The organism is Stenotrophomonas maltophilia group sp. Smal13, assembly GCF_030236855.1.
Classification (GTDB): domain Bacteria; phylum Pseudomonadota; class Gammaproteobacteria; order Xanthomonadales; family Xanthomonadaceae; genus Stenotrophomonas; species Stenotrophomonas maltophilia_A.
This window is the reverse complement of record NZ_JASJSQ010000160.1, coordinates 1-3,524: the sequence shown is the minus strand read 5'-3', so window position 1 is coordinate 3,524 and position 3,524 is coordinate 1. Positions and strand designations below refer to the sequence as shown.

At 68.6% G+C, this 3,524-nt stretch carries 3 protein-coding genes; 2 read left to right on the top strand and 1 reads right to left on the bottom strand.

Going from position 1 to position 3,524, the window contains the following annotated elements; genetic code table 11:
* Together QRO95_RS25065 and dbpA are read left to right on the top strand one after the other, a co-directional pair.
* Positions 1–1,068, top strand: a 1,068-nt coding sequence (locus QRO95_RS25065; protein ID WP_404830391.1) for a YeiH family protein, incomplete at its 5' end; no start/stop codon positions are given.
* A 154-nt stretch (positions 1,069–1,222) separates the two neighbouring features.
* Positions 1,223–2,599: an ATP-dependent RNA helicase DbpA gene (gene dbpA, locus QRO95_RS25060; RefSeq protein WP_032128314.1), complete on the top strand. Its 1,377-nt coding sequence runs from the start codon at positions 1,223–1,225 to the stop codon at positions 2,597–2,599.
* Between the two features lie 174 nt (positions 2,600–2,773).
* On the opposite strand, the gene QRO95_RS25055 is transcribed toward dbpA, so the two are convergent.
* On the bottom strand, positions 2,774–3,310 hold the full coding sequence (locus QRO95_RS25055) for an adenine phosphoribosyltransferase (protein ID WP_285303722.1): 537 nt from the start codon (positions 3,308–3,310) through the stop codon (positions 2,774–2,776).
* Positions 3,311–3,524: the final 214 nt, after the last annotated feature.

The following is a 3,524-nucleotide window of genomic DNA, read 5'->3' as shown; positions in this document are numbered from 1 at the left end:
ACTCTCTCCTCCTGGTCCCTGCCCGCCCTGCGCCAACGCTGGCAGCCTCGCCTGCCCGGCCTGCTGCTGGTGGGCCTGATCGCGGCGGCGTCGCTGTATCTGGCCGAGCTGCCCTGGCTGCAGGCGCACGGCCTGAGTGCGCTGACCGTGGCCATCGTCGCCGGCATCGTGGTCGGCAATACGTTCTACCCGCGGCTGGCGCCGAGCAGCGCGGCCGGTGTTGGCTTCTCCAAGCACTGGCTGCTGCGTGCCGGCATCGTGCTGTACGGCCTGCGCCTGACCTTCCAGGACATCGGCCATGTCGGCGTCACCGGCGTGCTGATGGACGTGCTGGTGGTCGCCAGCACCTTCGGACTGGCCTGCTGGCTGGGCATGCGCGTGTTCAAGATGGAACGCGAGGCGGCGATGCTGATCGGTGCCGGCAGCGCGATCTGCGGCGCGGCGGCGGTGATGGCCGCCGAACCGGTGGTGCGCGGCCGTGCTGCGCAGGTCACGGTGGCAGTGTCGACGGTGGTGGTGTTCGGCACGCTGGCGATGTTCCTGTATCCCGCCCTGTATGCGCTGGTGCAGTCGCACGGCTGGCTGGCGATGGACGCGCGGCAGTACGGCCTGTTCACTGGTGCGACGGTGCATGAAGTGGCACAGGTAGTGGCGGCCGGCCGCGCGGTCAACGAAGCGGCGGCCGATACCGCAGTGATCACCAAGATGGTGCGGGTGATGCTGCTGGCGCCGTTCCTGGTGGCACTGTCGCTGTGGCTGGCGCGTGGCGGCAAGGCCAGCGCCGACGGCAGCAAGGCGCGCATCGTGGTGCCGTGGTTCGCTTTTGGTTTCGTGGCGGTGGCCGGGTTCAACTCGCTGCATCTGCTGCCGGCCGGCCTTCAGGCGGGGCTGGTGCAGCTGGATACCGTGCTGCTGGCGATGGCGATGGCCGCGCTGGGCCTGACCACCCACGTTTCGGCGCTGCGCCAGGCAGGCCTGAAGCCGCTGCTGCTGGCGCTGATCCTGTTCGCCTGGCTGCTGTTCGGTGGCCTGGCGATCCACCAGGGCGTGCTGGCGGTGCTGGGCTGAGCAGGAGCGTGCCGACCAAGGTCGGCACCCACCAGTAGATCCACGCCATGCGTGGATGGCGGCTCCAATTGGGGGGCAGAGCCCTTTCCTGCGGAAAGGGATCCGACCCCACCCCATTAGGCGGGAGCGGCCGCGCGGGCGGGTACAATGCGCCATGACTGACTTCTCGACCCTGCCGCTGAGCCCGGCCCTGCAGCCCGGCCTGGACGCCCTCGGCTACACCACCCTCACCCCCGTGCAGGCGCAGAGCCTGCCGGCCATCCTGGATGGCCGCGATGTGATCGCACAGGCGCCGACCGGCAGCGGCAAGACCGCCGCCTTCGGCCTGGGCCTGCTGCAGTCCATCGACCCCAGCCTGATCCGTGTGCAGGCGCTGGTGCTGTGCCCGACCCGCGAACTGGCCGACCAGGTCGGCAAGCAGATCCGCAAGCTGGCCACCGGCATTCCCAACCTGAAGCTGCTGCTGCTGGTCGGCGGTGTGCCGCTGGGTCCGCAGCTGGCCTCGCTGGAAGGCCATGACCCACACGTGGTGGTCGGCACTCCCGGCCGTGTGCAGGAGCTGGCACGCAAGCGCGCGCTGAATCTTGGCGCGGTGCGCACGCTGGTGCTGGACGAGGCCGACCGCATGCTCGACATGGGCTTCGAGGAGCCGATCCGCGAGATCGCCGGCCGCACCCACAAGGACCGCCAGAGCCTGCTGTTCTCGGCCACCTTCCCGGACAGCATCCGCGCCATGGCGCGTGACCTGCTGCGCGAGGCAGTGGAAGTGACCGTGGAAGGCGCCGACCAGGCACCGGCGATCCGCCACCTGTTCTGCGAGGTGGAACCGGCGCACCGCCAGAAGGCGCTGGCTGGCCTGCTGCTGAAGTACACGCCGGAATCGGCGGTGGTGTTCTGCAACACCCGCAAGGACGTGGACGAAGTGGCCAACTCGCTGCAGCAGTTCGGCTTCTCCGCACTGGCCCTGCACGGCGACATGGAGCAGCGCGACCGCGAGGAAGTGTTGTTGCTGCTGGCCAACCGCAGCTGCAACGTACTGGTGGCCAGCGATGTGGCCGCACGCGGCCTGGACGTGGAAGAGCTGGCGGCGGTAATCAACTACGAGCTGCCGACCGACGTGGAGAGCTACCAGCACCGCGTGGGCCGTACTGGCCGTGCCGGTGCCAGCGGCCTGGCGATCAGCCTGGTGGCCGGCCGCGAGAAGACCCGTGCCGAAGCCATCGAAGCGCAGATGGGTCAGCCGCTGGACTGGCAGAAGACGCCGCTGGCGACTTCGCGCCCGGCCGAGCTGCCGCAGGCCGCGATGCGCACGCTGCGGATCGACGGCGGCAAGACCGACAAGCTGCGCCCGGGCGACATCCTCGGTGCACTGACCGGCGACGCCGGCCTGTCGAGCAAGTTCATCGGCAAGATTGCGATCTTCCCGACCCGCTCCTATGTGGCGATCGCGCGAGAGCAGGCCAACAAGGCCGTGGCCAAGCTGGAAGCCGGCAAGATCAAGGGCCGACGTTTCCGCGTGCGGATGATGTGATTGAAGCAGCGTTGCCAACCTCGGTTGGCAACGACCTGACCTGGTAGCGGCCAACCTTGGTTGGCCCATCCGTGGCGCCAGTCGCGAAAGGCGCTGCCACCCAAGGTTGGCAACTACCGGCTCCAGGCCATTCGCTCTGGTAGATGCCAACCTTGGTTGGCACCCACCCTTCGATCAGAACACCAGTTCGGTGTGCAGCGGCAGGCCCGATTCCCAACGGGCGCGACCACCGAGGCCGTCCAGTTCGACCAGTACACCGGCACCGACCACCTCAACACCCAGGCGGCGCACCAGCGACAGCGCAGCGACCAGCGTGCCACCCGTAGCCAGCACGTCGTCGATGATCGCAACGCGGGCACCGGCCGGCAGCGCATCGGCGTGCACTTCGATGCAGTCGCTGCGGTATTCCAGCGTGTACTCCTCGCGCAGCACCTGGCCCGGCAGCTTGCCCGGCTTGCGCACCGGCACGAAGCCGACGCCCAGCTCCAGTGCCATCGCGGCACCGAGGATGAAACCACGCGATTCGATGCCGACCACCGCGTCCAGCTTCTGGTCGCGCCAACGGTCGGCCATCGCGGTGATGGCGCCGCGGAAGTCCTCGCCGTGGGCGAGCAGCGGCATGATGTCCTTGAAGAGGATGCCGGGCTTGGGGAAGTCGGCGATGTCGCGCAGGCGGGAGGCCCACTGCGGAGCGACGATGGCGTCGGTCATGTCACGTTGGCTATCTGATGGCGGCATAGGGTACCTGTTCCGGGCGTCGCCTGCCTGTTGGGGGTATTCGGCCGGGCTGCGCCCGGCACCTGCAGAGGCCACCGCGCAAGCAAAAGCGAAAGCAAAAGCCGCATTCCGAGAGATGGCGGGGTGGGTCCGGTTGCGGGAGACGCCGTAAACCCGTCCATGAAGTGACCCCCGGGAGTTGGACGCC

Bases quoted from the DNA above. Each gene is read 5' to 3' on its own strand.
- dbpA (WP_032128314.1), top strand. From the start codon at position 1,223: ATGACTGACTTCTCGACCCTGCCGCTGAGCCCGGCCCTGCAGCCCGGC.
- QRO95_RS25055 (WP_285303722.1), bottom strand. From the start codon at position 3,310: ATGACCGACGCCATCGTCGCTCCGCAGTGGGCCTCCCGCCTGCGCGAC.